Here is a 24,880-nt window from a genome sequence, read left to right on the forward strand (position 1 = left end):
TGCGGCCGGAGCCGCGATTCGCCGACAAAAATGCCATTTTTTCGGGAAAAGCGCCATGCGAACCGGAACCGGCGGACCCCGCGGCCGGGGCTAGGCGGCCCGCCCGGCGCGCCCCATAATCGAGAAAACAAACAGCCCCGAAGGAAAACCCCCCATGACCGCCGAAACGCCGAAATTCACGCCGGGGCTCGCCCTCGGCCTCCTCGCCATTGCGGCTGTCGCGCTCGGCGCCTTCGCGACGATGCGCGGCGGACCGGCCGAGGCGCTGCCGGCGCTGGCAAGCCTTGAGCCCGGCTGGACGACGCTGGCGCCCGGCGGCGAGACCTCCTGCGCGCTTGGCACGCCCTTCGAGTTCCATGTGAAGCCGGGGGCGTCCGACCGGCTCTTCGTCTTTCTCAATGGCGGCGGCGCCTGCTGGAACGGCAATCTATGTTCGCTCGACGAGGAACCGACGCCCTATATCCCGACATCGCAGATCGACCACAACGACCCGCGCAAGCTGAAGGGCGTCTTCGACGAAGCCTATGACGACAATCCGCTGAAGGACTGGACGCAGGTCTTCGTCACCTATTGCACCGGCGACGTGCATCTCGGCAACCGCGACGTGACTTACGATAGCTGGAAAGAAGAATTCACGGTGCGCCATCGCGGCCGCGCCAATGTCCGCGCCGTGCTCGACTGGGTCTACCGTAATGTGAAGGCGCCCGAGCGCGTGCTTGTGGCCGGGTCGAGCGCCGGCGGCATCGCCGCGCCCTGGTATGCGGTCGAAATCGCCGAACGCTATCCGGATGCGGGCATCGCGGTGCTCGGCGACGGCGCCGGCGGTTACCGCGACCCGGCCGTTGTGCCGCTGATGGAAGGCTGGGGCTTCTTCGACGATGCGCCGGTCTGGGTGAGCGACGGCGGCACGCCCGGCAGCTTCGAGGAAATCTGGCGCCGCGCATCCATTGCGGCACCGAACGTGACGATGGCGCAGTTCGACAACGCCTATGACGACGTGCAGGAAATGTTCCTGAAACTGCTCGGCACCGAGACGCGGCTGCACAAGCTGATCGAGGCCAACCGCAACGACCTCGCCGCCACCATCCCCGGCTTCCGTTCCTATGTGGCCGGCGGCACACCCCACACGCTGATCCGCTTCGATCGTCTTTATGCGTATGAAGTGGAAGGCGTGACGGCGACCGACTGGCTGCGGGCCTTGGCGGAGGGCGGAGAGGTGGCGAGCGTCAGTTGCGGGTCGGCGGCGGCGTGTGAGCGGGAGCCGGGCCGATAGCGGTCATACGCAATCCCGTAGTCGCGGCAAACCTTCCCTTCCGACTCATCGGCGACAAGTCGTAGTCTTGGGCGCGGCAGGTTGCCTTGCGGTTTATATACACGGAAACAATGTAATATAAAATATTTTCTTGTGGTCGTGTGAAATTACTGTTGACTCGTCGCCGATCCCGTTGATACCCTACTTAACAGATAGACAAATGTTATCGCAAAAAGCCAAATACGCGTTGAAGGCCATGATCGCGCTGGCCACCCAGAAGGAAGGCGACTTGCTTCAGGCAGCCGACATAGCGGAACGGCAGAACGTGCCCCGGAAATTTCTGGAGCTGATTCTGCTCGACCTGAGGAAACACGGCCTGGTGCGCAGCCAGCGGGGGAAACTCGGTGGCTATGCGCTGGCCAAGCCGGCCGATGCGATCACATTCGGGCAGATCATCCGCATTATGGATGGTCCCCTGGCGCCGATACCCTGCGCCAGCCTGACCGGCTACCGGCGCTGTGCCGACTGCCGGGACGAGAAGGCCTGCGCCGTCCGCCGGACGATGCGGGAGGTACGGGATGCGGCGGCGGCGATCCTCGACGGAACGACCATCGCCGATGCGACCGGAGCGGGCGCTACAGGATTGAGGGCCGCTTTGGGGGGCTGAAAAAATTTTGCCCCGTAACACTACTAATTTGATCGACTTAATTACAAGGACAAGAGCCATGACCCTTTCATCGCTGACACGCCGTTCGGCCGCCTTGCTGGGCGCCTCGCTGCTGCTGCTCGGCCTCACATTCGAAGTGCGCGCCGACACGACGATCCTCAACGTCTCCTACGACCCGACGCGCGAGTTCTACCGCGAATACAACGCCGCCTTCGCCGAACACTGGAAGAAGGAGACCGGCGAGACGGTCAACTTCGAACAGTCGCATGGCGGCTCGGGCAAACAGGCCCGCGCCGTGATCGACGGGTTGCAGGCAGATGTGCTGACGCTGGCGCTGGCCGGCGACATCGACGAGGTCGCCAATCACAGCGACCTGCTGCCGAAGGACTGGCAGGCGCGCTTGCCGCAGAACAGCTCACCCTACACCTCGACCATCGTGCTGCTGGTGCGCAAGGGCAATCCGAAGAACGTCAAGGACTGGGACGATCTCGCCCAGCCGGGCATCGCGGTCATCACGCCGAACCCGAAGACCTCCGGCGGCGCGCGCTGGAATTATCTGGCGGCCTATGCCTATGCCCTCGACACGTTCGGCAATGACGACGCCAAGGCGCGCGCTTTCGTTGGCGTCATCTACAAGAACGTGCCGGTGCTCGACACCGGCGCCCGCGGCTCGCTGACTACCTTCGTGCAGCGCGGCATCGGCGATGTCTTCATCTCATGGGAAAACGAAGCCTTCCTCGCCCAGGCCGAATTCCCCGGCCAGTTCGAGATCGTCGTGCCGTCGATCTCGATCCTCGCCGAACCGCCGGTCGCCCTTGTCGACAAGAACGCCGACCGCAAGGGCAGCCGCAAGGTCGCCGAAGCCTATCTGAACTACCTCTATTCGCCCGAAGGCCAGCGTCTCGCCGCCAAGCATTATTACCGGCCGCGCGACGCACAACATGCCGCCGCGGAAGACATCGCGCGCTTCCCGGAGGTCAAACTCTTCACCATCGACGACAAGTTCGGCGGCTGGGTGAAAGCGCAGCCCGAGCATTTCGGCGACGGCGGCGTCTTCGACCAGATTTACCAGCCCGGCCGATAAGACTCTTTCATTTGATCACGTTCAAATTTCGGGGGTTCACCCAAATGCACAAGACCACTTCGTTCAAACCCAAATCATTGAAGTCGACCCTCCTTCTGAGCACGGCGCTTTTCGGCGCCGTGCTCACCGGGCCGGCCCTTGCCGGCCAGCCGGTCGAGGCACGTGTCCAGAAGCTGGAAGCGACCATTCTCGAACTTCAGCGCGAACTCGACGCGGTAAAAAAGGACCAGGCGGCCGTGGCCGCAAAGCCGGCGCAGGATATCGGTGTCGTCTTCAAGGGCCCCGCCATCGAAGCGTCCGACGGAAGCTGGTCCTTCAAGGTGCGCGGCCGCGTCGAAGCGGATGCCGCCTTCTACGACAAGACGGGCGGCAACAACCCGGTCGATCTCAACAACGGCACGGAACTGCGCCGCGCCCGTATCGGCGTCGACGGCAAAATTTTCCACGACTGGCTCTACCGCCTCGAGGCCGACGTCGCCAAGGGCAGCCGCAACGACCAGACCGGCAGCGAAGTGGACGTCAAGGACGCCTGGATTGCCTATGCGGGCCTTCCCAACACCCGCATCACGGTCGGCCAGCACAAGACGCCGAACTCGCTGGAACAATTGACGAGTTCGACCGATCTCGTGTTGCTGGAACGGCCGCTTGCGGTGGAGGCCTTCAATCACCGGCTGACCGCCGGCGGCGACTTCAAGGCCGGCGTCTCGGTCGGCTATACCGGCACCAACTACACGGCGACCGGCGGTGTCTTCGGTTCCAACTTCGCCGTCAACAGCAACACCGCCGGCGGCGCCGCCAATGACGAAGGCTGGGGTGTGCACGGACGCGCGACCTTCGCGCCCATTCAGGAGAAGGGCAAGGTGCTGCATCTGGGCACTTCGGGCTACTGGCGCAATGCCGGCGGCCAGAACGGTTTCGGCGGCACAAGCGTTCGCTTCCGCTCGACACCGGAAGTCTCGGCGGTCGACGGCCACCGTTTCGTCGACACGGGCAACCTCGCGGCCGATACCTACACCTCGGCCGGCGTCGAACTGGGCGGCATCTATGGGCCCTTCTTCGCGCAGGCCGAATATCTGGTCGCCTCGGTCGATCAGACCGGCGTGCTGCCCGACTATAATTTCGACGGCGGCTATGTGACGCTCGGTTACGTGCTGACCGGCGAAAGCCGCAACTACAGGAACGGCCTCTTCTCCCGCGTCAAACCCGCCAATCCGTTTTCGCTGAAGGGCGGCGGCGCCGGCGCCTGGGAAATTGCCGCGCGCTTCAGCACGATCGACCTCAACGACGGGGCGTTGCTCGGCGGGTCGCAGGACAACTACGCTTTCGGTCTCAACTGGTATCCGAACGACAATATCCGCGTCGGCCTCAACTATGTGCGCATCGACGCGGAACGGGCCGGTGTCACGACCGAAGCCGACGCCGTCGTCACCCGCGTCGGCGTGAGCTGGTAACGGAAACAGGGGGGGAGATCGCATCGTGTCGACGCTATCACTCGCAGATGTCTTGCCGAAACGGTCTCCCTCCGTGCTGCCGGGCTTCGGCCTGACCATGGGTCTGACGCTGACCTGGCTGAGCCTGATCATCCTGATCCCGCTGGCCGGCGTCTTCATCACCTCGGCCGGTCTCGGCTGGACGGAATTCTGGCGGCTGGCATCGGACGCACGCACCGTGGCGGCGCTGAAGCTGAGCTTCGGCACGGCGCTGATCGCAGCCGGCCTCAATGCGGTGTTTGGCCTGCTCGTCGCCTGGGTGCTGGTGCGCTACAGCTTTCCCGGCAAGCGCCTGCTCGATGCGGCAATCGACCTGCCCTTCGCGCTGCCGACGGCCGTTGCCGGCCTCGCCTTCACCGCGCTTTATGCGCCGAACGGCTGGCTCGGCAGCTTTCTGGTGCCGCTCGGACTGAAGGTCGCCTTCACGCCGCTCGGCATTGTCGTCGCGCTGGTCTTTATTGGATTGCCTTTCGTCGTCCGCACGGTGCAACCGGTGCTGGCCGATTTCGACAAGGAGCTGGAGGAAGCCTCCGCCACGCTCGGCGCCACACGCTTCCAGACCGTCCGGCGAATTGTGCTGCCGGCATTGATGCCGCCGCTGCTGACCGGATTTGCGCTGGCCTTCGCGCGCGGCGTCGGCGAATACGGTTCGGTCATCTTCATCGCCGGCAACATTCCCTATGTGTCGGAAATCGCGCCGCTGCTGATCGTCATCCGGCTCGAGGAATTCAACTATGCCGGCGCGACGGCGGTGGCCGCCATCATGCTGGTGATTTCCTTCGCACTACTTTTCGTCATCAACCTGCTGCAGGCGTGGAACCGCCGCCGCATCGGACTGGCCGGCTAGGAGAAAAACCCCGTGGCAATCGATCCCCTCGCCATCGACACCGCGCGCATTCCCGCCGGCAATACGCCGCCGCGGGCGCGCTTCCGCACACCGCTCAGCGAAGTCCCGTGGGTGAAGTTCGGCCTGATCGCCATCGCCGTCGCTTTCCTGGCGCTGATGCTGGTGTTGCCGCTGGCCGCCGTCTTCGCCGAAGCGTTCCGGCGCGGCGTCGAACCTTTTCTGGCGGCGCTGGTCGAGCCCGATGCGCTGTCGGCCGTGCGGCTGACGCTGTTCGTCGCCGCGATTTCTGTGCCGGCCAATCTGCTCTTCGGCCTCGTCGCATCCTGGGCGATCGCAAAATTCCAGTTCAAGGGCAAGTCCTTCCTGATCACGCTGATCGACCTGCCCTTTTCGGTGTCGCCGGTGATTTCGGGCCTCGTCTATATCCTGCTCTTCGGTTCCTACGGTTTTCTCGGTCCCTGGCTGATCGCCAACGGCTACCAGATCGTCTTCGCGGTGCCGGGCATCGTGCTCGCCACCATCTTCGTCACCTTTCCCTTCGTCGCCCGCCAACTGATTCCGCTGATGGAGCAACAGGGCACGACGGAGGAAGAGGCGGCGCTCTCGCTCGGCGCCGGCGGGCTGCGCACTTTCTGGACCGTGACGCTGCCCAACGTCAAATGGGCGCTGCTCTACGGCGTCCTGCTCTGCAACGCCCGTGCAATGGGCGAGTTCGGCGCCGTTTCGGTTGTCTCCGGTCATATCCGCGGCAAGACCAACACCATGCCCCTTCATGTGGAGATCCTCTACAATGAATACAATTTCGTTGCCGCCTTTGCGGTTGCCACCCTTCTGGCCCTCCTCGCCCTCGTCACCCTCGTCCTCAAATCCGCACTCGAGTGGCGCTACGGTGGTGAGCTTGCCGCGCACGGGCGGCACTAGAACGATGCCGGGCGAAGGCGCGCGGCGCGCACCGGTCCGCATCGACGTCGAGGAACTGGGCAAGTCCTACGGTTCCTTTGCAGCGCTCGACAATGTCTCGCTGACGGTCAGGCCCGGCGAGTTGCTGGCGCTGCTCGGACCTTCGGGCTCGGGCAAGACGACGCTGCTGCGCGCCATCGCGGGCCTCACCGCGACGGAAGAAGGCACGATCCGCTTCGACGGCGAGGACGCGACGACGCTCAGCCTGCGCGAGCGCCGCGTCGGCTTCGTCTTCCAGCAATATGCATTGTTCCGCCATATGACGGTGTTCGACAACGTCGCTTTCGGGCTGCGCGTGCGCCCGCGCGACGAACGCCCGCGTGCCGGCGAGATCGCCCGCCGGGTGCGCCGCCTGCTGGAACTGGTGCAATTGCCGGGGCTTGAAAAGCGTTTTCCGAGCCAGCTCTCGGGCGGCCAGCGCCAGCGCGTGGCGCTGGCGCGCGCGCTCGCTATCGAGCCCAACGTGCTGTTGCTCGACGAGCCCTTCGGCGCGCTCGATGCGAAAGTGCGCAAGGAACTGCGCCGCTGGCTGCGCGAGTTGCACACCGAGACCGGGCTCACCACCATCTTCGTAACCCACGACCAGGAAGAGGCGCTGGAACTGGCCGACCGCGTCGTCATCATGCGCGAAGGAAAAGTCGAGCAGATCGGCACCCCCGCCGACATCTACGACGAACCGGCGACCCCTTATGTCTGCGAATTCCTCGGCGGCGTCGCCCGCTTCGAGACGAATGCAAAAGACGGTGAGGCCGACATACTGGGCAGCACCTTCCCCATTGAAAGCGACGGTGACTATTCGGGACCGGCGCTCGCCTATGTCCGCGCGCACGAAATCGAAATCGTATCGCGCGAACTCGCCCAGGGCGTTCCGGCCGTCATCCGCGCCGTCCGGCCCTTCGGCCCGACGGTCACGGTGGAGCTTTCCATCGAGGGCCGGGCGGAAAGGATCGAGGCGGAAGTACCGCGCGAACTCCATAGCGGCGGCGAACTCGGCGTCGGTCAGGGCGTCTTCATCCGGGCAGTCTCGGCCCGGATATTTCCGGTGAATTGACGCCCCCGCCCCTTTCCTTGCCAAGCCGCGCCCCATGCCTATACTCCCTCGCTTTCCAAAGCTGGCGGGGGCGGGCCCCGGTGGCAGAAATCGGCGGAAAGCATGGCAAAATCCTCCAATTCAGGCCGGGCTCTCGTCGGCATCATCATGGGCAGCCAGTCCGACTGGCCGACCATGAAACACGCCGCCGAGGCGCTGAAGGCGCTGGATGTGCCCTTTGAGGCGCATATCGTCTCGGCCCATCGCACACCCGACCGCATGGTCGAATATGCGAAGTCGGCGAAGGCGCGCGGGCTGAAGGTGATTATCGCCGGCGCCGGCGGCGCGGCGCATCTGCCGGGCATGACGGCTTCGCTGACGCCGCTGCCGGTTTTCGGCGTGCCGGTCCGCTCGCAAGCGCTGTCGGGGCAGGACAGCCTGCTTTCGATCGTGCAGATGCCGGGCGGCATTCCGGTGGGGACGCTCGCCATCGGCGAGGCGGGCGCCAAAAACGCCGGGCTGCTGGCCGCCGCCGTGCTGGCGCTTTCCGACGAAGCGCTGGCCGAACGGCTGGACGCCTACCGCGCCGCGCAGACCGGTGCCGTCATCGACATGCCCGAGGACGAATAGTGGCGGCAATCGCACCCGGCGGGCGGATCGGCATTCTGGGCGGCGGGCAGCTTGGCCGGATGCTGGCGATGGCGGCCGCCGAGCTCGGCCACAAATGCCATATCTATTGCCCGGACGACGAGGTGCCGGCGGCGGACGTCGCCGCCGCGCTGACGCGCGCGCCCTATGACGACGCGGACGCGCTGGCGCGCTTTGCCGACAGCGTCGATGTCGTGACCTATGAATTCGAGAACGTGCCGGCCGAAACGGCGCGGATCCTCAGCGAACACGCGCCGGTGCGCCCCGGCGCCGCCGCGCTGGCGACCGCGCAGGACCGGCTGACCGAGAAGAACTTCCTGAAGCGGAACGGCATCGCGACCGCGCCCTTCGCCGATGTGGCGGACACGGACGATCTCGCGGCCGCGCTGGCCGCGATCGGCGCGCCGGCGGTGCTGAAGACGCGGCGCATGGGCTATGACGGCAAGGGCCAGGCGAAGATCCTCGCGCCGAAAGCGGCGGCCGCCGCCTGGGACGCGATCGGCCGGCTGCCGGCAATCCTCGAAGGCTTTGTCGATTTCGAGCGCGAGATTTCGGTCGTCGTCGCGCGGGGGCTCGACGGCGAGGTCGCGGCCTACGATCCGGTCGAGAACATTCATACCAACCACATCCTCGACCGCACCTTTGCGCCGGCCGCGCTGACGCCGGCGCTGGCGGACGAGGCCCGCGCCATCGCCACGAAGATCGTTTCCGAACTCGACTATGCGGGCGTGATGGGCGTCGAGATGTTTGTCGGCCGCGACGGGCGGCTGCTCGTCAACGAGATCGCGCCGCGCGTCCACAATTCCGGCCACTGGACGATGGACGCCTGCGCGGTGAGCCAGTTCGAACAGCATATCCGTGCGATCTGCGGCTGGCCGCTGGGAAGCCCGGCGCGCCATTCCGACGCCGTGATGACCAACCTGATCGGCGCCGACGCCGGAAAATGGAGCGCCGTCGCCGCCGAACCCGGCGCCAAGCTCCATCTCTACGGCAAGGCCGAGGCGCGGGCGGGGCGCAAGATGGGTCACGTCAACCGGCTCTATCCGCTCGGAAAGCGTCCGCCGGTTACGCCCCGTTAACCGGTTGCCCTCACCCTGTAGGCAGGATGAAACCCGGCGGGCGCCCGAATTGGCCGCCGCCGGACCGGGAAAAACGCCTATGGATTTGGCCGAAAGCCAGACATTCAGCGGGATCGGCGAGGACGCGCGCCGCCTCATGGAGGCGCATGCGCCGAGCGCCGGCCGTGGAACGGCCACGCCCGCATTCGGTCCGCGCGCGCTCACCGACTTCTTTGCCTACTGGTCGTCGCTGGCGCATGACAGCGGTGCGCCCGACGCCGCCGCCTTCGATCCGCTGGCGCTGACGCTATGGCTGCCCGACACGACCATCATGGAGATTCACAGGCCCGCCGATATTCGTTTCCGGCTCGTCGGGACGCGCGTCGCCGAACGCATGACGCACGATCCGACCGGCACCAACATGCTCGTCATGCTGGCGCCGGAGACGCGGGTCCAGGTCTGCCGCGACATGCACGAGATCGCTTACCGGCCCTGCGGCTATCACGCGCGCTATGTGAATGTTTACGGCTCGGGCCGCGTGTCGCATGTGCAGAGCCTCTATTTGCCGCTGGCCGCGCCGGCCGGCCATCCGCCGCGCATGATTGCGGTGCATGCGCCGGAAGAGGCGGTGGAGTATCAGCAGCCCGCCGACCGCACGGTCTGCGCCACCTCGATCGACGAAATCGTCTGGATCGATGTGGGCCGGGGTGTGCCGACTTAGATCCTGTCCGGCAATTGGGCGTCAACGTTCCGGGGACCAGACTTTCGAGCGCTTGCGGCACCGCTCCGATGCGTCGAACACCTGCCGGAAATGGAAGCGAGAGATCGAAATGCCCCCCAGTGCGGCCAGCTATGTCGGCGCCGTCGAGATGCCGGAGGACGTCCGGCGTCTGCTTCGCACCTGCGACGCAAGCAAGGGCGAGCCGTCTGAATCGCCGCTGCTCGACAACCCCGCCCAGAGCGCCGTGTTTCGATACTGGAACGGTCTGCCGCGCATAAACGGAATGCCGGATGCGGCGGCATTCAGTCCCGCAGCCGTGAAGCGGTGGCTTCCAAGCCTGACGGTTCTGTCGCTGAACAGCCCGGAACAGATCAGTCACAGACTGGTCGGAACGGAAGTTACCACGCAACTCGACTTCGAGTTGACGGGGGCGAACCTGCTGGACTTCATTCCGGCGCAGACACGGCTTCAATGCAGCCGGGATATGCACGAAATTGGCTACCGTCCCTGCGGCTGGCAGGCCCGTCACGTCACCCGCTTCAGATCGGGCCGCATTTCGAAAATAGAGACGCTCTATCTGCCGATGCATGCCCCGCATCCACAGCCGCCACGCATTCTCGGCATGCACAGCGCGCATGAGCCGACCGACTACGACATTACGTTGGACGATACGGTCTTTGGCGCCGAATTCGATCGTATGATCTGGATCGATATCGGCTTCGGCACGCCCTGAGCTATTCCCGGTAGCGCAGGCGGCCGAGCAGCGCGAAGGGGTCCGGCAGCTTTTCGACAACGCCCAGAACGGATGCCTTGGCTTTTTCGAAGCGCATCACATCCTCGATGCGTGCGTCGAGAAAGGCCCATGTGTCGGCGAAATCTTCCGAGCGGTCGGCAAGCCAGTAAAGCGTGACGGCGGAATAGACGCCGGCCAGCGTCGCGCGCTTGGTGTAGAAATTGAAATCGGTGGCGGTGTCGCCGGCGGCGCGCCAGATCGCGTCGACCGTGCGGTAGAGCGCGCGGGGGCCGCGTGTGCCCGATGTCGGCAACGCCAGCAGCGTGACGGCGCGGCGCACCGCCTCGACATGCGGGGCGTCGGTCTCGATACGGGTGCGCACGGCGCGCGTGATGCGTTCGCGCACTTTCATCGCGGCAAGGTCTTCGCCCGCCAGCGCTTCCGCCATGCGCCGGTCGCCATCTGCCAGGAAATAATCGACGAGATCGAGCGCGCCGTCCGGAAAGGCAAGACGCATCTCGTTGTGATCGACGCCCGCGGCTTCCGCCGCCTCGCGCATCAGGCGCGGCGTCCAGCCATCGAAGGCGACATGGGGGAGTGCGGCGGCGAGAATTTTCGCTTGCGCCGCCGCGACATGGGTGGCCTTGCGCGCATGGGCGCCGGGGCGGGCTTTTCTATCGGCCATCGGCATCGTCCCTTTCCGCTTCTTCCGCTTCAACTTGGGCCGCCAGCATGGCGCGCGCCTCGCTTTCGAATATCAGCTCGCCGAGATCGTCCATCCGCTGCGGATAGAGAATGCCGTCGAGATGGTCGCATTCATGCTGCACGACGCGCGCATGAAAGCCGCGCGCGCGGCGCTCGATCGTATCGCCGTCGGGCGTGACGCCACGATAGCGGATGTCGAGGCTGCGCGGCACGAGACCGCGAAGCCCCGGCACCGACAGGCAACCCTCCCAGCCCTTTTCGGTTTCCCCCGACAGGATCTCGATTTCGGGATTGATGAGGACGGTCAGCGGCGCCGTGTGATCGAAAATCTCGGCCTCGTCGACCGCCTCGCCCGCCCGCTCGGCCGGCGCCTGGAAAATGACGATCCGCCACGGCTCGTAAACCTGCGGCGCGGCGAGCCCGGCGCCGTTGGCGTCGATCATCGTCTCGATCATGTCGGCGACCAGCGCCTTCACCGCGGGCGCGGTGGGGTCGGGAACGGGCCGGGCGATGCCCCGGAGCACCGGATGTCCCATGCGGGCGATTTTTCGTATGGCCATGGGCGCAATATGAGCCCGCCGCCCCCGCCCGGCAACGGGGCGGATTGCCCCGCTTTTCGGCCCCGCACCGGTGGACAAAGCCCCGATCCTTTGCTAGACAAGCGGCACTCTTGCGGGGGGCGCGGCCCGTCCGCGCTTAACCCATTGAAACTAGACAGGTTTTTCTCGTGCAGGTACTCGTTCGCGACAACAATGTCGATCAGGCCATGAAGGCCCTGAAGAAGAAGCTTCAGCGCGAAGGCGTGTTCCGCGAAATGAAGCTGCGCAACTTCTACGAGAAGCCCTCCGAGAAGCGCGCCCGCGAAAAGGCCGAAGCCATTCGCCGCGCCCGCAAACTGGCCCGCAAGCGCGCCCAGCGCGAAAGCGGCGTGCCGGCGGCAGCCGCCAAGAAATAAACCCGGCGCGTTCAACCGCCGGAACGACAACGCCCCCGAAATTCGGGGGCGTTTTCGTTTTCAGGGAAGCCTAGAGCCGCTCTGCCGCCGCGCGCGCGTTGCGCCCGTCATCCCATGTCCTGAGGCGTCCGGTGCGCTTGGCCCATCGATAGGCGGACTTGCCGGCGGCGTTCTGGTGATACCACTGGAAATAGAGCATGGGGCTGAACTTCGGGATCCAGAAACGCGGCGGCGACTCGGCCCGCGGCTGGACGGCGCCAAGCTGAAGATCGGCGACCGCGACGCCCGCACCTTCCTGGTAGCGCCGGCGCGCGAGAAGACGGCCCTCCCCGTCGATCACCTGCGTCTCGCCCATCAACTGCGTGCGTATCGGCGCCGTGAGACGCGTGCCCGGCAGGACCAGAAACCCGCCCTCAATGACACTCGCATGCCCCGCATGGAGCAGCGGCGCACCGATCAATGAGGCGAAGGTACGGGGCGTGCGCTCCATCAACCGGCCATTGCCCGCGTGAAAGCGCTGCCAATAGCCGCGCGCCCAGTTCCAGCCGGGCTCGCTCCACCAATGGCTGCCCGTCATCAGCAGGCCAACCTTGCCGCGCAGCCGCTTGACCGTCTGCGTCCGGACCGTCTCCCAGCAGACGGCTGCGCCGACCGGCCCGAGCGAGGTTTCCATGAGGCCGGTATCGTCCCCGCCGACGTAAAAGGCATTCTCGACCATTGTCGGAAGATCCTTGTCGTGGCGATGGACCTTGCCGTCGGGCTCGACAAAGACATAGGTGTTGTAGACATCGCCGTCGCGCATTTCGAGATAGGAGCCGCCGATATGAATGCGGTGGCGGCGCGCCTTTTCCTTCAGCATATCGAGCGCCGGGTTTTCGGGCGGCAGCGAACAGCCGAAGACACGTTCGTCATAGACGATGCAGGTGGTGAAGAACTCCGGCAACGCGACAAGCTCCGCGCCCCGATCGACCGCTTCGTCCACAAGGCGGCTCGCATGTTCGATGTTCCACGGAATGTCGGCGACGCGCGCCTCGACCTGGATGGCGGCGGCACGGATGGTCTTTGGCGGTGTCATGGGCGGCGCCCCTCAGATTGTGAACCAGGCATAGAGCAGCCAGGGATAGGCGACGCTCAAAAGCCCGAAGGAAATCATCGTCGCGATGTCGATGGCGCGGTGCTTGATGTAGCCCTCCTTCGAGAAGGCATGGACCATGAAAAGCTGTGCGTTGGTCCACGAGCCGACGACCAGCAGCCACCCGGCGACTTCCGGGATAGCCGGATGAACGGCGGCGATCGCGAATTGCAGCAACGCCATCAGAATGTTGTCGATATGGCACTGGAGAACGCGCTTTGCGTGGACCAGCGGGCCGAAACGCTTGCGCGGCCCGTACATCGCGACCATCACCCAACCGAGCGCAACGGCAAAGGTGATCTGGATCAGACCGGACGAGATCAGGATCGTCTGCATCGAGCGCCCTCAAAACTGTCGAAACTTAAAAACAAATCTCCGAACGCATGGCGGCCAGAGACCCCGATTAGAAACTTTCACTATATATCTCCGTTGACGGGCGCCTGGTCAATATGGAGAATGTCGGAAATTCTGTCGAAATTTTTGGACACCCAATGAAGCTCGAACCGAAACTGGCGGCGCTGGGTCTCGCGGGCAAGCGGGGGCGCTTCTACCTCTCCGCCCTCGAACTCGGCGACGAGACGGTGACGGCGGTGGCGCAACACGCCGGCATCGAGCGAACGACTGCCTATGCGTTGTTCGAGAAACTGCTGGAGGACGGGCTCGTCACACAGGTCGAGCGCGGCGGCCGCACCCATGTGGTGGCCGAGGACCCCGACGTGCTGGCCCGCAATCTCGACGAAAAGCGCCGCACACTCGACGAGGTCCTGCCCGACCTGCGCGCGATCCATGCCCGCACGCATGGCGCGCCGCGCTTCCGCCTTTACGACGGGGCCGACGGCATCCGAACCGTACTCAACGCGGTGCTGGCGGCGCCGCTGCCGGAAATCTGCGGCATTCTGTCGATGCGCGAGCTGCTTGCCGTGCCGGGCCCGAAAGCGCTGCGCAACTTCATCGCCGAACGCGTGCGCTTGGGAACGCGGCTGCGCGTCATCCGCGCGCAAAGCGAGGAAACCTACGACATCTGGAAAGCGGGAGAAGAAGAACTGCGCGAGGTGCGCTATGCGCCGTCGTCGGACGCTTTCCGCATCACCACTTTCATTTTCGGCGGCAAGGTGGCGCTGATCTCGTCGCGGCGGGAAAACTACGGGCTGATCGTCGACAGCGAGGAATTTGCACGATTGCAACAAGCCTTGTTCGAAACGATGTGGCAGACAAGCACCCCTGCCTGACGCCTAGATGCGTTTGGCCATCAATCGCTCATAAGTGCGGTAGCCCGCTGCATCGTAGATGCGTCGCGCGCGCGCGTTGCTTTCGAGCACATAGAGCCTGATCTCGCCGATGCCGGCGGACCTGGTATGCGCCTCCGCCGCTTCGAGCAGCGCCCGGCCGACGCCCTTGCCGCGCGCGCCCTCATCGACGCTGATGTCCCAGATCAACGCGTGGCGGCGATGCTCCGGCCGCACAAAGGTGCCCGGATCCTCCTCGAAGGCGAAGCTCAGAAAGCCGACGACCGATCCGCCTTCCTCGGCAACCAGCGTCACGCCGCCCTGGGCCGCGATTTCGCCGCTCACCCAATCGAGATGGCTTTCAGCGGCGGATGCGTCGGCGCGATTGTCCTCGATCGCGGCCTCGAATTCGTTGAGGGCGCCCATCAGACGAACAAGCGCCGGGCGGTCTGCGTCCCGCGCAACACGAACGACGACACTCATGTCAGAACCGCTCCTCGCCCTGCTCGCGCACCGGATCGGGGAAATCGCGGTAGAGCGCGAACTGGATGCCCGTTACCAGCGAATTGACGTTGAAATGCTCGGTCTCGACCGGGTCGGCGCGCGTCGCCACCCAGTTGAAGGCCGAATCGAGCTGGGTCAGGTCCGCAACCTCGACCATGAAATGGAACTCGCCGAGATGCGCAGGCGCAAGGCCGAGCTTCTTGCGCATCAGCCGCCAGCCCTCGATGACGCCCTCGCGTTCGAGAAGCTCCATATAGGCGGTGAAGGCCTCGACGAAATCCATGTCGCGTATGCCGGGCTTCAGGTTGAACCAGCCGTGATAGATATCCATGCCTCTCTCCCCCAAAAGAAAACGGGCGGCGCCCATGTGAGCACCGCCCGCCGAATTCGTCCAGCGCGCGATCTCAGCCGCGCGCCAGCGCCTTTGCGGCAAAGACCGAAAGCACCACCATCGTGAATTCGACGACAAGCGGCTGCACGATGCCATCCGGCACGCCATCGACGACGATACCGAGGATACGACCGAGAAGGGCGAGGCCGTACAGCACCGCCGCGCCGAGAATCCAGTGCGGCCGGCCGCCGAACAGCGCCGCGCCGGCGGCGACCGCGCTTGCCAGAAAGAAGGCGGCGATGTCGGCCCGCAGCGCATTGAGCCCGAGCGGCGACAACGCCCCGATGCCGAGCCCTTCGCCCATCTCCGCAGGCGACAGGATCGTCATGGCGCCGGCGCCCAGCGAAAACAGCCCCACCAGCGCGGCCGCGATACGAGCAATCCAGATCATCTATTCCCTCCCCTGTTATTCCCGCTTCCAATGAAAACGGGCGGCGCCCATCTTGAGCACCGCCCGCCCGATCCGTCCAGTGCGGGGGTCAGAGCCCCTTGACGATTTCCTCGACCATTTTCTTGGCGTCGCCGAAAAGCATCATCGTATTGTCGCGGAAGAAGAGTTCGTTCTCGACGCCGGCATAGCCCGAGCCCATGCCGCGCTTGACGAAAAGCACGGTCTTGGCCTTTTCGACATCGAGCACCGGCATGCCGTAGATCGGGCTTTGCGGGTCGGTCTTGGCCGACGGATTGGTGACGTCGTTGGCGCCGATGACAAAGGCGACGTCGGCCTGTGAGAACTGGTTGTTGATGTCCTCAAGCTCGAAGACTTCGTCGTAAGGCACATTGGCCTCGGCCAGCAGCACGTTCATGTGGCCCGGCATGCGCCCGGCGACGGGATGAATGGCGTAGGAAACCTTCACGCCTTCCTTCTTCAGGATGTCGGCCATTTCGCGCAGCGTGTGCTGGGCCTGCGCCACCGCCATGCCGTAGCCCGGCACGATGATGACCGAGCCGGCATTCTTCATGATGAAGGCCGCATCGTCGGCCGAGCCCTGCTTGACGGGCCGCGTCTCGACGGCGCCGCTCGCGGCCGCGACATCGCCGCCGAAGCCGCCGAGAATGACGCTGAAGAAGGAGCGGTTCATCCCCTTGCACATGATGTAGGAGAGGATCGCGCCCGACGAACCGACCAGCGCGCCGACGATGATCAGCGCGAGGTTGCCGAGCGTGAAGCCGATGCCGGCCGCCGCCCAGCCCGAATAGGAGTTCAGCATCGACACGACGACGGGCATGTCGGCGCCGCCGATCGGGATGATGATCAGGAAGCCGATGACGAAAGCGAGCACCGTGATCAGCAGGAAGAGTTCGGTGGTCTGCCGCGATACGTCGGAAACGAGCCAGCCGATGCCGCCGACGATGACGATGGCGATGGTCGCGTTGATGACGTGCCGTCCGGGCAGCATGATCGGCGCGCCCGACATGTTGCCGTTGAGTTTGGCGAAGGCGATGATCGAACCCGAAAAGGTGATCGCGCCGATGGCCGCGCCGATACCCATTTCAATGAGATTGGCGGCGTGGATCGCGTGGAAGGTGCCGATGCCATAGGCTTCCGGCGCGAGGAAGGCCGACCAGGCGACGAAGACCGCGGCAAGGCCGACCAGCGAATGGAAGGCCGCGACGAGCTGCGGCATCTGCGTCATGGCGATGCGCCGCGCGATGAAGGCGCCGATGCCACCGCCAATGGCGACGCCGACAAGGATCAGCGTCCATGTCAGCGTGTTCTGCGCCTGCAGCAGCGTCAGCGTGGTGGCGACGGCGATCGCCATGCCGATCATGCCGTAGACATTGCCCTGGCGCGACGTTTCGGGCGAGGAAAGCCCCCTGAGCGCCAGGATGAACAGCACCGCCGAAACGACGTAGAGAATGGCCGCTATGTTGACTGACATGTCCCCGGCCCCCTCAGCGCTGCTTTTTCTTGTACATGGAGAGCATTCGCTGGGTCACCAGGAAGCCGCCGAAGATGTTGACCGACGCCAGCACCACCGCAACGAAGCCGAAGCTCTTGGAGAGCCAGCCGCCCTCGCCGGCTTGCGCGACATCGAGGCCGACGGCGATCAGCGCGCCGACAATGATGACCGACGAAATGGCGTTGGTGACCGACATCAGCGGCGTGTGCAGCGCCGGCGTGACGCTCCAGACGACGTAATAGCCGACGAAAATCGCGAGCACGAAGATCGCGAGCCTGAAAACAAAAGGATCGACAGCGGCCGCTTCCATCAGTTGCCTCCCTCGCGAAGTGACGGATGCACGACCTGACCGTCGCGGGTCAGGCAGGTGCCCGTAATGGTTTCGTCGTCCCAGTCGATCTTCAGGGCCTTGGTTTCCTTGTCGATCATGGGCGTGATGAAGTTGAGGAGGTTTTTCGCATAGAGCGACGAGGCGTCGACCGCGAGCTGGGCGGCGACATTGAGATCGCCGATCAGCGTGACGCCGTGCTTGACGACGCGCTTGCCGGGCTCCGACAGCGGACAGTTGCCGCCGCGCTCGACCGCGAGATCGACCAGGATCGAACCCGGCTTCATCGTCTTGACCATCTCTTCGCTTACGAGTTCCGGCGCCGGACGGCCCGGAATGAGCGCGGTGGTGATGACGATGTCCTGCTTCTTGATGTGTTCGGCAACAAGCGCGGCCTGGGCGCGCTTGTAGTCATCCGACATTTCCTTGGCATAGCCGCCGGCGGCGTCGCCGCTCTCTTCGGATTCGACCATCACGAAGGTGCCGCCGAGACTTTCGACCTGCTCCTTGGTGGCCGAGCGCACATCGGTCGCCGAAACGATGGCGCCGAGGCGCTTGGCCGTCGCGATCGCCTGCAGGCCCGCGACGCCGACACCCATCACGAAAACACGCGCCGGCGCGATGGTGCCGGCCGCCGTCATCATCATCGGCATGGCGCGGGTAAAGGCTGCCGCCGCGTTGAGAACCGCCTTATAGCCGGCAAGGTTCGACTGCGAGGACAAGACGTCCATCGACTGCGCGCGGCTGATGCGCGGCATCAGCTCCATCGCGAAAGCATTGACGCCGGCCGCCGCATATTTCTGGAAACGCGCCTTGTCGTCGTAAGGGTTGAGAATCGCGGCGAGCATCGCCCCGCGCTTCATCATCCCGAGTTCCTCGTCGGTGGGCGCACGCACCTTGAAGACGATGTCGGCATCCTTCAGCGCATCGGCGGCGCTTGAAGCAATCTCCGCGCCCGCCTCGCGGTAAAGCGCATCCGAAATCGAGGCGCCGGCGCCGGCGCCCGCTTCGACCGTCACCTGAAGGCCGAGCGCCGTCAGCTTCTTCACCGTCTCGACCGACGCCGCCACGCGGGGTTCGCCGTCGAGCCGTTCCTTCGGGATCGCAAGTTTCATGGATTGTCGCCTGTTCCCCGAACGGCCCGGCCGATGCCGTCACCGCTCAAGTGAGAATAAGAATTATTCCAATACAACGCGCTAGCGGGTTGTTTCAAGCTGGAATGGCTCGACAAACCCCCGGGTCGCGCGTGAACGCTTCGTCAGAGAAGGAAGAACGCCATCAGGATGAGAAGCACGGCGATGCCGACGGTTCCCCATTTGCTCATCTCAATGAAGGCATCGTAGGTCGTGAGGTGGGATTTGACGTCCATCTCTTCGCCCCAGCCGTCCTGCGCCTTGTTCTCAGCCATGCTACCTCGCCCGGTTTCTGCTTCGCCCAAGCCTGTTTTGAGCGAGGCGGACTATAGCAAACGAACCGCCTGCGGCAAGCGCCCTCACCCAAAGGGGCGGCGCTAAATCCCCACAGCGGTTGTGCAATTCCGTTCAACGCGGCGAGGACACTCCGGGGTCCGGGGGAAGGCTGGAAATAGCGATGAAATCGGATAAACCCTTCGCATCGCGCGAAAGAAGCCTGTCCCTAGCCTCACCTTCCGGAATGCTAGAGAGCGCCCAGCGCTCGGTTCCTGAGATGAGGTCAAGCCATTCATTCTGCGGTGTTTCGGCAGTGAAGAACTGCCCGCTGAGCGCGGTATGTTCCGCGACGGTAACCGTGAATCGGCAACGGTCACCAAGTAGACGCGCTCTTGCCTCAGACTGGTGGGCTGCGACCAAGCAGTCGATGACCGCCGGCCTCCCAAAAATGCCCGGCGCGGCGCTGACATACCGTCTCGTCCGCATACCGCCTTGAGCCCCAATTTCCGCCACCAGAAGAGAGGGAACTTGTTGATTCACTTGAAAACCCGATTCGGATTGTTCTCCTTCCTTCAGTTTCTCCGAAAGCAGGACATCGGTATTTCGCGATCTGCCACCCAAAGAAAGCTCCCGGAGTTGAGGGGACAAACCAAGCGCTTCTCTGGACTTGTGATCGCCAACGAAAACTGACAGCCAGCCTGACCTGAACGGCAAGTCCTCTGGTGTCTGACAGTAAAAGCGGGAACCGCTTTCGCGGTACTTCCTGGGGGCGTCTTCGCCATAAAGAGAAACTTGTCCGTGCGGAAAACGGAACTCGACATCGCCCACGATGACCCTGACGGGCCCCAAAGGGGGATTACAGGGAGGACGGCGTTCGATTTGAAACCAAGCGTGAAGGACGAAAAGAGCGACGAACGGCCCAAGAACAACTAAGGCCACCGCCGAAAGGAGCAAGCGCGCCCAGCGCTTTTTTAGCCAGCGACTGAAAGCACACAATCGATCGGGGACGGAAATCGGCATCCATTCTTTCCCGAACCATTCAGCAAATTTCACCAGAGCATGACAAGTCTAACGAGAAGTAAAGGCTGTATGGCGCCTAGCTTTCGAAGGGAGACGGGATCGGGCCGCTTGCAACCTTGCGCGAGGGCGCCGAATGGTCCCAGTCGGCCAGAAGCGCGCGCAGCGCGGCAACGAAGGCCAGCGGCTGGTCGAGCATCACATGGTGCCGCGCCTGCGGAATCTCGATGACGGGCGCGGCCCGCCCGAGCAGGTTGAACATGTATTCGCCGATCTCGGCCGGCAGCAGCACCGAGAACTCGCCGCGCATGATCGCGATGCGGCAACGCGTGGCGGCAAGCCGGGCACCCATGTCGCCGATGTTGAAACGCTGCCAGATCGCCGGATCGAACTTCCAGGTCCAGCCGTCGTCGCCCTCCGGGTTTGCAACCGGCTTCAGCGAATGGCGCGCGATGTAGTCGACGATATAGCGGTTCTCGCAAGGCTGCGGCGGCGCAAGGCGGAAGCGCCCCATTGCTGCATCGAGCGTCGGGTAGATGCGATGCGGCCGGAAGGCGCGGTCGGGCGGGCCGCCCGGCCTGTCCGGCGGATTGACCGGGCTGTCGACGATGACCGTGCCGGCCAGCCTGTCGCCATAAAGCGCGCCGGTGAGAATGGTGATGAAGCCGCCGAAGGAGTGACCGACGATGATGGGCGGCTCCTCGCAGGCGAAAAAACCCGCATCCTCGCAGACCGCGATCTGTTCCTCGGCGAAAGTCTCGATCGTGTAGCGCTCGCGCCAGCCGCTATCGCCCATGCCGCTGACATCGATGGCGGCGACGGAATATTCCCGCGCGAGAAACGGCGCAACGAACGACCACCAGCGCGCATGCGCGCCATTGCCGTGGACCAGCAGCAGGCCGGGATTGGCCGGATCGCCCCAGCGCAGATAGTGGATCGGCGTGCCGGCGACGTCGACAAAGCGGCTCTCGGGCTGCATATCGACGGCGCGCGCGAACCAGCCCGGCGCAACCGTAACGGCCGGGCCTTCCTCGTCGCCGGGCGCCAGCGGAAAATCGCTCACTTGGGCGGCCTTTCGCTGAGCGCCTTGAAGACGGCGGTGCCGGTCATGATCGTGCGGTCGCCGCTCCAGATGCGGCCCTGCACGGTGAAGAAATCGTCCTCGCGGCCGACCACTTCCGCCGTTCCCTCGACCCATTCGCCGATCTTCGCGCCCGACAGAAAATCGGTCAGCAATCGGACCGTCACCCAGTAGCGATGCACCTCCATCGTGATCGCATGGCCGAACGCCATGTCGGCGAACGCCATCAACATGCCGCCATGACAATTTCCCATGCCGTTGGTGTGGTGCTCCTGCACCAGAAAGGCGCGCGTGTAGCGTCCGTCCGCCTCGATCTTCTCGTAGAGCGGACCGATCTGCCGTCCGAAACCGTGGAACCAGTTGAGGTTCTGGTAGCCCTCGGGCAGTGCGATGGAATTTTCTTCCAGCAGGTCGTCTGTCATGGCCGGGAACTCTATGCAAACAGATTGCGGAAATGCGCGGGGTGCTCAGGCGGCGAGCGGCACGCCCGCCTTCTTTAACGCGGCGCTCTGGCGCTTGTCGAGCGCCGCGGTATCGAACGCCTCGATAGCCGCATTGAACAGCCGATGGAAATTGAGCTCGGCGCCGAGATGCAGGAAGACCGAACCGAGACCGATGGCGGCACGATCCATGAACACGAATTCGCGCGGCGGCGTCACCGGCCCAAGCTCGCGCAACCGCTTGTGAACCGCGAAGGCTTCCTTGCGGCCATATTCGCCGGGCCGGATGCCGTCGGCGACCGAACGCACCCGGTCGTCCAGCATCGGCGCATAGATGAACCGCGCCCAGACATTCAGCGTGTCGATCAGCTCGGTGGAGAGATTGCGAAAGCCCCAGTTTTCATAGGCCGCCGCCGCGCGGTCGCGGTCGTTCGTTTCGAGCGCCCGGTAAAGCTCGACAACGCCGGCGACGAAACCCGGCGGAAAGACGCGGATGCAGCCATAGTCGAGCAGGTTGATCCCGAAATCCGGCCGCACCGTGTAGTTGCCGAGATGCGGATCGCCGTGAATGACGCCGAAGCGCGAGAACGGCGTCCACCAGGCCGCGAACATCGTTTCGGCAATGGCGTTGCGCACCTCCATCTCGTGGTCGCGAAAGTCGAGCAGCGGCCGGCCGTCGAGCCAGCTCATGGTGAGGAGACGTTTGGTGGAGAGATCCGCATGAACATCCGGCACGGCGACACGCGCGTCGCCGGCAAAGATATGCGCATAGAGGCGCATATGCGCGGCCTCGCGTTCGTAGTCGAGCTCCTCGCGCAATCGCTCGCCGATTTCGGCATACATTTCGCGCGTGTCGATCGCGCTGTCCATGCGGCGATGGATCGAAAAAATGAGCCCAAGCTGCCGGAGGTCGGCATCGACCGCCGATTGCATGTCGGGATATTGGAGCTTCACGGCCAGCAACGTGCCATCGAGCGCTGTCGCGCGGTGTACCTGGCCGAGCGATGCGGCGGCGGCCGCTTCGCGCTCGAAACGCCTGAACCGCGCCTCCCAGCCGGGACCCAGCTCGGCGCGCATCCGCCGCTTGACGAACGGCCAGCCCATCGGCGGCGCCGCCGACTGCAACTCCGCAAGCTCGGCGGCAAACTCGGCCGGCACCGCATCGGGAATGGTCGCGATCATCTGCGCGACCTTCATGATCGGGCCCTTGAGACCGCCCAAGGCCGATTTGAGCTCGCGCGCGGTGCGGTCGTTGAATGTGTTGACGCCGAAGAGCCGGCCCCCCGCGGCCCGCGCCGCAATGCCGCCGACACCGGCACCGACCTGCGCATAGCGGCGGACGCGGCGCCCGAGGCGATTGGCCTCGTCGTCTTTCGGCGGTCCGCCGCGTGGCGGTTTGTCGCTCATTCCATCGCCTCAAGCTCGTCGATGAAGCCGCGGATCACCGAAAGCCCCTTGTCCCAGAACGCAGGATCCGACGCGTCGAGCCCGAACGGCGCCAGCAATTCCTTGTGGCGCAGCGTCCCGCCCGCCTCCAGCATCCGGAGATAGCGCTCGGCAAAGCCTTCCTGCGCCTCCTCGTAAACCGCATAGAGCGAATTCACCAGGCAGTCGCCAAAGGCATAGGCGTAGACATAGAAGGGCGCGTGGATGAAATGCGAGATATAGCACCAATAGGTCTCGTAGCCCTCGCCGAGCCGGATCGCCGGCCCGAGGCTCTCGCCCTGCACGTCGAGCCAGATGCGGCCGATATCATCCGCCGTCAACTCGCCTTCGCGCCGCGCCGTGTGGACCCGCCGCTCGAATGTGTAAAACGCCGTCTGTCGCACAACGGTGTTGAGCATGTCCTCGACCTTGGAGGCGAGCATCACCTTGCGCCGCGCCGCGTCGGGCGCCGACGCCAGAAGCTTGCGGAAAGTCAGCATCTCGCCGAAGACGCTCGCGGTCTCGGCAAGCGTCAGCGGCGTGTCGGCCATCAGTGCGCCCTGCTTTGCCGCCAGCACCTGATGGACACCGTGACCGAGCTCATGCGCCAGCGTCATCACATCGCGCGTCTTGCCTTGATAGTTAAGCAGCACATAGGGATGCGCGCTCGGCACCGTCGGATGCGAGAAGGCGCCGCTGGCCTTGCCGGGGCGCATCGGCGCGTCGATCCAGCCCTGCTCGAAAAACCGTTCGGCAATCGACGCCATTTGCGGCGTGAAGCCGCGATAGGCCTCAAGCACCGTGGCGCGGGCTTGCGTCCACGGAATTGTCGCGTCGTCGGCCTGCGGCAGCGGCGCGTTGCGGTCCCAGTATTCGAGTTTTTCGAGACCGAGCCACTTTGCCTTCATCGCATAGTAGCGATGCGAAAGCGCCGGATAGGAACGCTGCACGGCGCCGGCCAGCGCCGCAACGACTTCGGGCTCGACGCGATTGGCGATGTGTCGCGACTGCGCGATGTCGGTGAAGCCGCGCAGCCGGTCCTCGATCTCCTTGTCCTTGGCAAGCGTGTTGGTGACGAGCGCAAAGAGCGGGATATTCGCCTTGAAGGTCCTGGCAAGCGCCTGCGCCGCCGCCGCGCGCTTCGTCCGGTCCCTGTCGGAAAGGAGATGCAGCGCGCCTTCGAGCGTCAGCGCTTCGCCGTCGACATCGAATGAAAGCCGCGCCATCGTTTCGTCGAACAGCCTGTTCCACGCCGCATGGCCGGTCACGCTCTTCTCGTGAAGCAGCGTTTCAAGCTCATCGGAAAGCTGAAACGGGCGCATCGCCCTGAGGTCGCGCAGCCACGGCCCGTAATGCGCAAGCGCGGGCGTCGCGAGCGCCTGCTCCAGTGCCGCATCTTCCAGCCTGTTGAGTTCAAGCGCGAAGAAGAGCAATCCGGTCGAGATCGTCGTCACGCGCTCCTGCATGTCGCCGTAAAACTTTGCATGAACCGGATTGATGTTGTCCTGCGCGTAGAGAAGCCCGGCAAAGGACATAAGGCGGCCAAGGCGGTCCTCGATCGCTTCATAGGCGCGGACGGCCTCGGCAAGTTGCGGGCCGCCATCCTGCGCCGCGACAATTGCCGCGATCCGGCCCCGATAGCGCGCATTGAACGCCTCGGCCTCGCGCGCCGCCGCCGCCAGATCGGCTTTCACCTCCGGCGCATCGGGGCCCGCATAGAGATCGGCGAGATTCCAGGTCGGCAAGGCAACGGACATCGGGCGGCGTTCCTTCGGGGGAATGAGGGGCGTTGCCATCTATATTGCGCGGGAAGGCCCGGTGTTCAACGCGCGGGGCGCCGATTTGCCCGGCCCACAAAAGAAAAGGGCCCCGG

General features: G+C 64.6%; 29 protein-coding genes. 13 read left to right on the forward strand and 16 right to left on the reverse strand.

Going from position 1 to position 24,880, the window contains the following annotated elements; genetic code table 11:
* Positions 1-154: 154 nt before the first annotated feature.
* The 11 genes from KF719_RS06440 (at position 155) to KF719_RS06490 (ending at position 10,490) form a co-directional block, all read left to right on the forward strand.
* Positions 155-1,273, forward strand: a complete 1,119-nt coding sequence (locus KF719_RS06440) for a pectin acetylesterase-family hydrolase (RefSeq protein ID WP_293507892.1) — start codon at positions 155-157, stop codon at positions 1,271-1,273.
* Between the two features lie 199 nt (positions 1,274-1,472).
* The gene (locus tag KF719_RS06445) at positions 1,473-1,919 is read left to right on the forward strand and encodes an Rrf2 family transcriptional regulator (protein ID WP_293507893.1); all 447 of its coding nucleotides are present in this window, start codon (positions 1,473-1,475) and stop codon (positions 1,917-1,919) included.
* Between the two features lie 58 nt (positions 1,920-1,977).
* Entirely contained in the window at positions 1,978-3,003 is a 1,026-nt protein-coding gene (locus tag KF719_RS06450; RefSeq protein ID WP_293507894.1) for a sulfate ABC transporter substrate-binding protein, read from the forward strand.
* Positions 3,004-3,047: 44 nt separating this feature from the next.
* Positions 3,048-4,454, forward strand: a complete 1,407-nt coding sequence (locus KF719_RS06455) for a porin (RefSeq protein WP_293507895.1) — start codon at positions 3,048-3,050, stop codon at positions 4,452-4,454.
* Between the two features lie 25 nt (positions 4,455-4,479).
* A complete protein-coding gene (gene cysT, locus KF719_RS06460) occupies positions 4,480-5,340 on the forward strand; it encodes a sulfate ABC transporter permease subunit CysT (RefSeq protein ID WP_293507896.1) in 861 nt (286 codons plus the stop codon).
* 111 nt (positions 5,341-5,451) lie between these two features.
* Positions 5,452-6,261, forward strand: coding sequence for a sulfate ABC transporter permease subunit CysW (gene cysW, locus KF719_RS06465; protein ID WP_293510598.1), 810 nt, complete (start codon positions 5,452-5,454; stop codon positions 6,259-6,261).
* A 4-nt stretch (positions 6,262-6,265) separates the two neighbouring features.
* Positions 6,266-7,351, forward strand: coding sequence for a sulfate/molybdate ABC transporter ATP-binding protein (locus tag KF719_RS06470; RefSeq protein ID WP_293510600.1), 1,086 nt, complete (start codon positions 6,266-6,268; stop codon positions 7,349-7,351).
* Positions 7,352-7,453: 102 nt separating this feature from the next.
* A complete protein-coding gene (purE, locus tag KF719_RS06475) occupies positions 7,454-7,960 on the forward strand; it encodes a 5-(carboxyamino)imidazole ribonucleotide mutase (protein ID WP_293507897.1) in 507 nt (168 codons plus the stop codon).
* Positions 7,960-9,057 (forward strand): 5-(carboxyamino)imidazole ribonucleotide synthase, encoded by a 1,098-nt coding sequence (locus KF719_RS06480; RefSeq protein WP_293507898.1) that lies wholly within the window; start codon positions 7,960-7,962, stop codon positions 9,055-9,057. Before purE ends, KF719_RS06480 begins: the two co-directional genes overlap by 1 nt.
* Positions 9,058-9,136: 79 nt before the next feature.
* Entirely contained in the window at positions 9,137-9,757 is a 621-nt protein-coding gene (locus KF719_RS06485; RefSeq protein WP_293507899.1) for a PAS domain-containing protein, read from the forward strand.
* A 109-nt stretch (positions 9,758-9,866) separates the two neighbouring features.
* The gene (locus tag KF719_RS06490; protein ID WP_293507900.1) at positions 9,867-10,490 is read left to right on the forward strand and encodes a PAS domain-containing protein; all 624 of its coding nucleotides are present in this window, start codon (positions 9,867-9,869) and stop codon (positions 10,488-10,490) included.
* A 1-nt stretch (position 10,491) separates the two neighbouring features.
* Here the strand turns inward: KF719_RS06490 and KF719_RS06495 are convergent, their stop codons facing one another.
* Positions 10,492-11,175 carry a COQ9 family protein gene (locus KF719_RS06495; RefSeq protein WP_293507901.1) on the reverse strand — a complete coding sequence of 228 codons (684 nt, stop codon included), beginning with the start codon at positions 11,173-11,175 and terminating at the stop codon, positions 10,492-10,494.
* Positions 11,165-11,755 (reverse strand): peptide deformylase, encoded by a 591-nt coding sequence (gene def / locus KF719_RS06500; RefSeq protein WP_293507902.1) that lies wholly within the window; start codon positions 11,753-11,755, stop codon positions 11,165-11,167. Before def ends, KF719_RS06495 begins: the two co-directional genes overlap by 11 nt.
* A gap of 167 nt (positions 11,756-11,922) precedes the next feature.
* On the opposite strand from def, the gene rpsU reads away from it, so the two are divergent.
* Entirely contained in the window at positions 11,923-12,150 is a 228-nt protein-coding gene (gene rpsU / locus KF719_RS06505; RefSeq protein WP_293507903.1) for a 30S ribosomal protein S21, read from the forward strand.
* Positions 12,151-12,220: 70 nt separating this feature from the next.
* Here the strand turns inward: rpsU and KF719_RS06510 are convergent, their stop codons facing one another.
* Together KF719_RS06510 and KF719_RS06515 are read right to left on the reverse strand one after the other, a co-directional pair.
* A complete protein-coding gene (locus tag KF719_RS06510) occupies positions 12,221-13,225 on the reverse strand; it encodes a carbon-nitrogen hydrolase family protein (protein ID WP_293507904.1) in 1,005 nt (334 codons plus the stop codon).
* Between the two features lie 12 nt (positions 13,226-13,237).
* On the reverse strand, positions 13,238-13,618 hold the full coding sequence (locus tag KF719_RS06515) for a hypothetical protein (protein WP_293507905.1): 381 nt from the start codon (positions 13,616-13,618) through the stop codon (positions 13,238-13,240).
* 155 nt (positions 13,619-13,773) lie between these two features.
* Here KF719_RS06515 and KF719_RS06520 point away from each other — a divergent pair, with 155 nt between their 5' ends.
* Positions 13,774-14,511, forward strand: coding sequence for a helix-turn-helix domain-containing protein (locus KF719_RS06520; protein ID WP_293507906.1), 738 nt, complete (start codon positions 13,774-13,776; stop codon positions 14,509-14,511).
* 3 nt (positions 14,512-14,514) lie between these two features.
* Here the strand turns inward: KF719_RS06520 and KF719_RS06525 are convergent, their stop codons facing one another.
* From KF719_RS06525 to KF719_RS06580, 12 genes are all read right to left on the reverse strand, one after another.
* A complete protein-coding gene (locus tag KF719_RS06525; protein WP_293507907.1) occupies positions 14,515-14,991 on the reverse strand; it encodes a GNAT family N-acetyltransferase in 477 nt (158 codons plus the stop codon).
* 1 nt (position 14,992) lies between these two features.
* Entirely contained in the window at positions 14,993-15,343 is a 351-nt protein-coding gene (locus tag KF719_RS06530) for a DUF6614 family protein (RefSeq protein WP_293507908.1), read from the reverse strand.
* A 73-nt stretch (positions 15,344-15,416) separates the two neighbouring features.
* Positions 15,417-15,794 (reverse strand): DUF4345 family protein, encoded by a 378-nt coding sequence (locus KF719_RS06535; protein ID WP_293507909.1) that lies wholly within the window; start codon positions 15,792-15,794, stop codon positions 15,417-15,419.
* 88 nt (positions 15,795-15,882) lie between these two features.
* On the reverse strand, positions 15,883-17,286 hold the full coding sequence (locus KF719_RS06540) for an NAD(P)(+) transhydrogenase (Re/Si-specific) subunit beta (RefSeq protein ID WP_293507910.1): 1,404 nt from the start codon (positions 17,284-17,286) through the stop codon (positions 15,883-15,885).
* 13 nt (positions 17,287-17,299) lie between these two features.
* A complete protein-coding gene (locus KF719_RS06545; RefSeq protein WP_293507911.1) occupies positions 17,300-17,617 on the reverse strand; it encodes a proton-translocating transhydrogenase family protein in 318 nt (105 codons plus the stop codon).
* Positions 17,617-18,750, reverse strand: coding sequence for a Re/Si-specific NAD(P)(+) transhydrogenase subunit alpha (locus tag KF719_RS06550; RefSeq protein WP_293507912.1), 1,134 nt, complete (start codon positions 18,748-18,750; stop codon positions 17,617-17,619). The genes KF719_RS06545 and KF719_RS06550 overlap by 1 nt, the downstream gene beginning before the upstream one ends.
* 143 nt (positions 18,751-18,893) lie before the next feature.
* Positions 18,894-19,043 (reverse strand): aa3-type cytochrome c oxidase subunit IV, encoded by a 150-nt coding sequence (locus KF719_RS06555; RefSeq protein WP_293507913.1) that lies wholly within the window; start codon positions 19,041-19,043, stop codon positions 18,894-18,896.
* Between the two features lie 133 nt (positions 19,044-19,176).
* Complete coding sequence (locus KF719_RS06560) at positions 19,177-20,064, reverse strand: hypothetical protein (protein WP_293507914.1); 888 nt, start codon at positions 20,062-20,064, stop codon at positions 19,177-19,179.
* Between the two features lie 76 nt (positions 20,065-20,140).
* Positions 20,141-21,124, reverse strand: coding sequence for an alpha/beta hydrolase (locus KF719_RS06565; protein WP_293507915.1), 984 nt, complete (start codon positions 21,122-21,124; stop codon positions 20,141-20,143).
* Positions 21,121-21,564, reverse strand: a complete 444-nt coding sequence (locus KF719_RS06570; RefSeq protein WP_293507916.1) for a PaaI family thioesterase — start codon at positions 21,562-21,564, stop codon at positions 21,121-21,123. The genes KF719_RS06565 and KF719_RS06570 overlap by 4 nt, the downstream gene beginning before the upstream one ends.
* A gap of 45 nt (positions 21,565-21,609) precedes the next feature.
* Positions 21,610-22,989, reverse strand: a complete 1,380-nt coding sequence (locus tag KF719_RS06575; protein WP_293507917.1) for an AarF/ABC1/UbiB kinase family protein — start codon at positions 22,987-22,989, stop codon at positions 21,610-21,612.
* A complete protein-coding gene (locus KF719_RS06580) occupies positions 22,986-24,764 on the reverse strand; it encodes a M3 family oligoendopeptidase (RefSeq protein WP_293507918.1) in 1,779 nt (592 codons plus the stop codon). The genes KF719_RS06575 and KF719_RS06580 overlap by 4 nt, the downstream gene beginning before the upstream one ends.
* Positions 24,765-24,880 lie beyond the last annotated feature (116 nt).

Origin of the sequence: Parvibaculum sp. (assembly GCF_019635935.1) — a bacterium.
Lineage (GTDB): Bacteria > Pseudomonadota > Alphaproteobacteria > Parvibaculales > Parvibaculaceae > Parvibaculum.